At 66.7% G+C, this 3592-nt stretch carries 3 protein-coding genes and 1 pseudogene; 2 read left to right on the top strand and 2 right to left on the bottom strand.

The window, feature by feature from the left end; genetic code table 11:
- Positions 1-215 precede the first annotated feature (215 nt).
- Both WAW85_RS01055 and WAW85_RS01050 read left to right on the top strand, forming a co-directional pair.
- Positions 216-2051, top strand: a complete 1836-nt coding sequence (locus WAW85_RS01055; RefSeq protein WP_422557817.1) for a YhgE/Pip family protein — start codon at positions 216-218, stop codon at positions 2049-2051.
- A gap of 16 nt (positions 2052-2067) precedes the next feature.
- A complete protein-coding gene (locus WAW85_RS01050) occupies positions 2068-2889 on the top strand; it encodes an SDR family NAD(P)-dependent oxidoreductase (protein ID WP_422557816.1) in 822 nt (273 codons plus the stop codon).
- A gap of 1 nt (position 2890) precedes the next feature.
- Here the strand turns inward: WAW85_RS01050 and WAW85_RS01045 are convergent, their stop codons facing one another.
- Both WAW85_RS01045 and WAW85_RS01040 read right to left on the bottom strand, forming a co-directional pair.
- Positions 2891-3286, bottom strand: a complete 396-nt coding sequence (locus tag WAW85_RS01045; protein WP_422557815.1) for a YidH family protein — start codon at positions 3284-3286, stop codon at positions 2891-2893.
- 14 nt (positions 3287-3300) lie between these two features.
- A pseudogene (locus WAW85_RS01040) lies at positions 3301-3592 on the bottom strand (IMP dehydrogenase); the annotation flags it as partial.

Here is a 3592-nt window from a genome sequence, read left to right as displayed (position 1 = left end):
TCCAAAGTGATCACCCTCCAATCGTCGGCAGAGTGTCCACTTTTCGAGCGCCGTTAGTGTTCAGTTTTCAAGCGCCGTCGACAAAATGTGTCGACTGACTTACGATGGTCGGGAACTCCGGAGAATTCGAGGCCGCCGGTGCAGTGTGACTCCGCTCTGCTCACCTGCGCGCACCGAGTTCCCATCTGTCACCAGGAAGCTCAGGGATCGAACTCATGACAACAGCGCAGCCGAAGACACGCATGCAACGATCCAGGCTCTTCCGCCTGATCGTCGCAGTGGTGGTCACCATCCCGCTCGTCCTCGCGGCAATCTACATGTGGGCGCTCTGGGATCCGACCAAGAAGGTCGACCAGATGCCGGTGGCGATCGTGAACAGCGACGTCGGCTACGGCGACGGCCCGGACAAGCTGCAGGCCGGTCAGGGGGTGGCCGACTCGCTGCTGGAGAGCGGCTCCCTGGGCTTTGTTCAGGTCGACCAACAGAAGGCCTATCAGGGTCTGCGGTCGGGCGATTACTACTTCGTCATTGAGATACCCGAAGACTTCAGTCAGACGCTCGGCACCATCGCCACCGTGGCAGAGGCGCCGGCCCTGATCTCGGTGACCTTCAACGACTACAACACGCTGAAGGCCTCGTCGATCGGCGGTTCGGCAATGGAGAAGATCCACCAGTCGGTCCTCAAGGGCGTCGCGAAAACCACGGTCGGCGGACTGGTTGAGGGTGTGCAGTCGCTCGGGGACGGACTGCGGACCGCGTCCGAGGGTGCCGGTCAGCTTTCCGAAGGCGCCCAGACGCTATCCGATGGCGTCAACAATGACCTCGCTCCCGGTGTGGGCCGCGCGCGGGACGGCAGCGCTAAGGTTGCCGACGGCGCCAACCAGCTTGCGGAGGGTCTGGTCACCCTGCAGGGCGGCACCGACAAGCTCGGCGACGGCGCCACCCAGGTGGCAGACGGTATCGAGCGTCTTGCCGGCCAGCTGCCGCTGGCCGACCTGCAGCGGCTGATCGCCCAGGCGCAGGCAGCGCTGCCGAACGCGAAGCAGTTGGACACCGTTGCTGAACTCGTCACCGGGCTGCAGGCACTGCAGGCCGGTAGTCGGCAGATCGCCAATGAACTGACCGATCCGAACGCGCAGTACCGCAGTGGCGTCAACCGGCTGGTCGAAGGCAGCAGTCAACTTCAGCAGGGCTCTGCCGAACTGGCCACCGGTATGGTCCAGCTCGATGAGGGTGTGGGCCGACTGTCCGACGGTGCCACCAAGCTCCGTGACGGCGCAGGCCGGCTCGACCAGGGCCTTTCCGATGGTGCTGAGAAGGCCCCGGACTTCGGCAACCAAGACGAGCGGATCACGCTGGCCCAGTTGATCTCCACGCCCGTCGCCAAGGAGACCAAGTATGTGGCGCAGGCCCAGTTCATGGGCCCGGGTGCGGCGACGACGCTGCTGATCATCGCGGTCTTCCTGCTGCCGATCGCGGTGTTCATGAGCTTCCGCGGACACCGCTTCCTCACCGACGACGAGAGCCCACGCACCATCGGCGACATCGCCCGTCGTGGCGCGGCAGTGTGCGGCGTCAGCCTGCTCGCCGTCTTGGTTGCTGGCATCGGCATTTGGCTTGCGCTCGATCCGTCGCCGGACCCGGTCCACCTCTGGCAGGTGGTGTTGATCTCGGCGGCAGCCACGGTGATGAACGTGGCCCTACTGTCGATACTGTTCACGGCCTTCGGCTATATCGTCGGCAGCATCACAGCGTTGTCCGCCTTGATGTTGCAGTTGTTCTCCTACGGCGGGATCTGGATGATTCAGACAGTCCCGGCGCCCTTCCAGTGGCTGCACTGGATCTCCCCGATGACACTGGTGCAGCACGGCTATACGGCGGCGTTCAACGGCGTCGCCGGCTTCTGGCCGTCGTTCGTCACGCTGCTCATCATCGGGGTGGCCGGTGCAGCGGTGACCGCGGCCGTGCTGCGCTTCCAGCGCACGCGGACCGGGCCGGCCACGCCGCCCGATAGCCAGGCGCACACCGAGGTACTGGTTCCGGCGACGTAGGCCGCGGCGGCAGCAGATGCGTGTTGACGTGTACGGCAAGGTCTTTGTGGTGACCGGTGCGGGAAACGGCATCGGTCGCCGCGTGGCCCTGGAACTGCTCCGCCGCGGCGGGCGGGTGGCCGCCGCCGACCTAGACCAGACCGGTCTGGCCGATATGGCACAGGAGGCTGGTGCGGGAGATCGGCTGACCCTGCACCTGCTCAATGTGGCCGACACCGAAGCCGTCGCGCTGCTGCCCGGCCAGGTGCTGGCCGCACACGGACACGTCGACGGTCTATTCAACATCGCCGGAATCGCACAAAACTTCGAACCCGCCGGCGGTATAGAGCGCGCGCGGTTGCGGCAGATCGTCGACATCAACTTCTACGGGACCGTCGATCTGACCCGCGCGTTTCTGCCCCTGCTGCAGGAGCGCCCGGCCGGGGGTGTCGTGATGCTGACGGCCAGCCTCGCGGCGATGGTTCCGGTGCCGGGGGCGGCGATCTACGGCGCATCGAAGGCGGCGGTCGCGCAGTTCGGGTACGGTCTCGCCCAGGATTTGCGCAATGCCAAGTCGAAGGTGACGGTGACGACGGTGCTGCCGGGCACCATCTGGACCGATCTGGTGCGGGCGAGTGCGGTGACTCTGGGCACGCCCGAAGCCGTCGCGAAAGCCTTCGCGATGCCCGCCGATAAGGCGGCGCACCGGATGATCGAGGCGACCCTGCGTGGTCGGCGGCGCGCAGTGATCGGCAAGGACGCCCACGTGTACGACTTCTTGGGCCGCATCAGTCCGGCACTGGCCGAGCGGGTTTCTTACCTGCAGGTGGCGAGTTTCGTCTACCGCGAACGCCGATAGTTCACGTCCACACGGCGAAGCCGATCGCCGCGGCCACGATCAGCCCGGTCAGCGCCCAGATCGGCCACGGACCGGGGAGCGGGCCGCCGCGGTCCAGGGCCCGGTTCACCTCGTTCCAGCGCAACACGCCGACGATCGCGGTCAGCGCGCCGATCGCCAGCAGGGTGATGCCGAGGATGCTCCGGGCGGCGGGGCTACCCCACGGATCAAGCAGGTGCAGCACGACGATCCCGGCGGCGATCAACCCCAGCGACAGCCGCAGCCATGCCAGCATCGTGCGCTCGGCGGCGAGGGTGAACCGGGCGTCGACGGCGCCGGGCACCAGCGGTTCGGCGGCCCGCAGATCGGGGCCGTCGGGACCATCGTCGGCGCTCATCGGATGCTCTGGAGTGGTCATCGGCGGCGGCCCTTCTAGTCGAGACTGAGCAGCACCTTGGTGGCGCGTCGCTCGTCCATTGCACGGTAGCCTTCGGCCGCCTCGGCCAGGGGCACGGTGTGGTCGAAAACGAGGCCGGGGTCGATCTGGTCGGTCATGATCAGCTCGATCAGCTCTGGCAGAAAACGCCGCACCGGTGCGGGACCACCGTGCAGGTGCACGGTGGCCAGGAAGAGGTCTAAACCGTCGAGTTCCACGCCGTGCGAGACGCCGACGAAGCCGACGTGACCACCGGGCCGGGTCGCGCCGATGGCCTGCGTCATGGCC

It is taken from the genome of Gordonia sp. (in: high G+C Gram-positive bacteria) (genome assembly GCF_049299075.1).
Lineage (GTDB): Bacteria > Actinomycetota > Actinomycetes > Mycobacteriales > Mycobacteriaceae > Gordonia.
This window is presented reverse-complemented; position numbering and strand designations above follow the sequence as displayed.

What these genes read in the sequence shown, in the direction of transcription:
- WAW85_RS01055 (WP_422557817.1), top strand. Translation starts at nt 216, where the DNA reads ATGACAACAGCGCAGCCGAAGACACGCATGCAACGATCCAGGCTCTTC.
- WAW85_RS01050 (WP_422557816.1), top strand. Translation starts at nt 2,068, where the DNA reads ATGCGTGTTGACGTGTACGGCAAGGTCTTTGTGGTGACCGGTGCGGGA.
- WAW85_RS01045 (WP_422557815.1), bottom strand. Translation starts at nt 3,286, where the DNA reads ATGACCACTCCAGAGCATCCGATGAGCGCCGACGATGGTCCCGACGGC.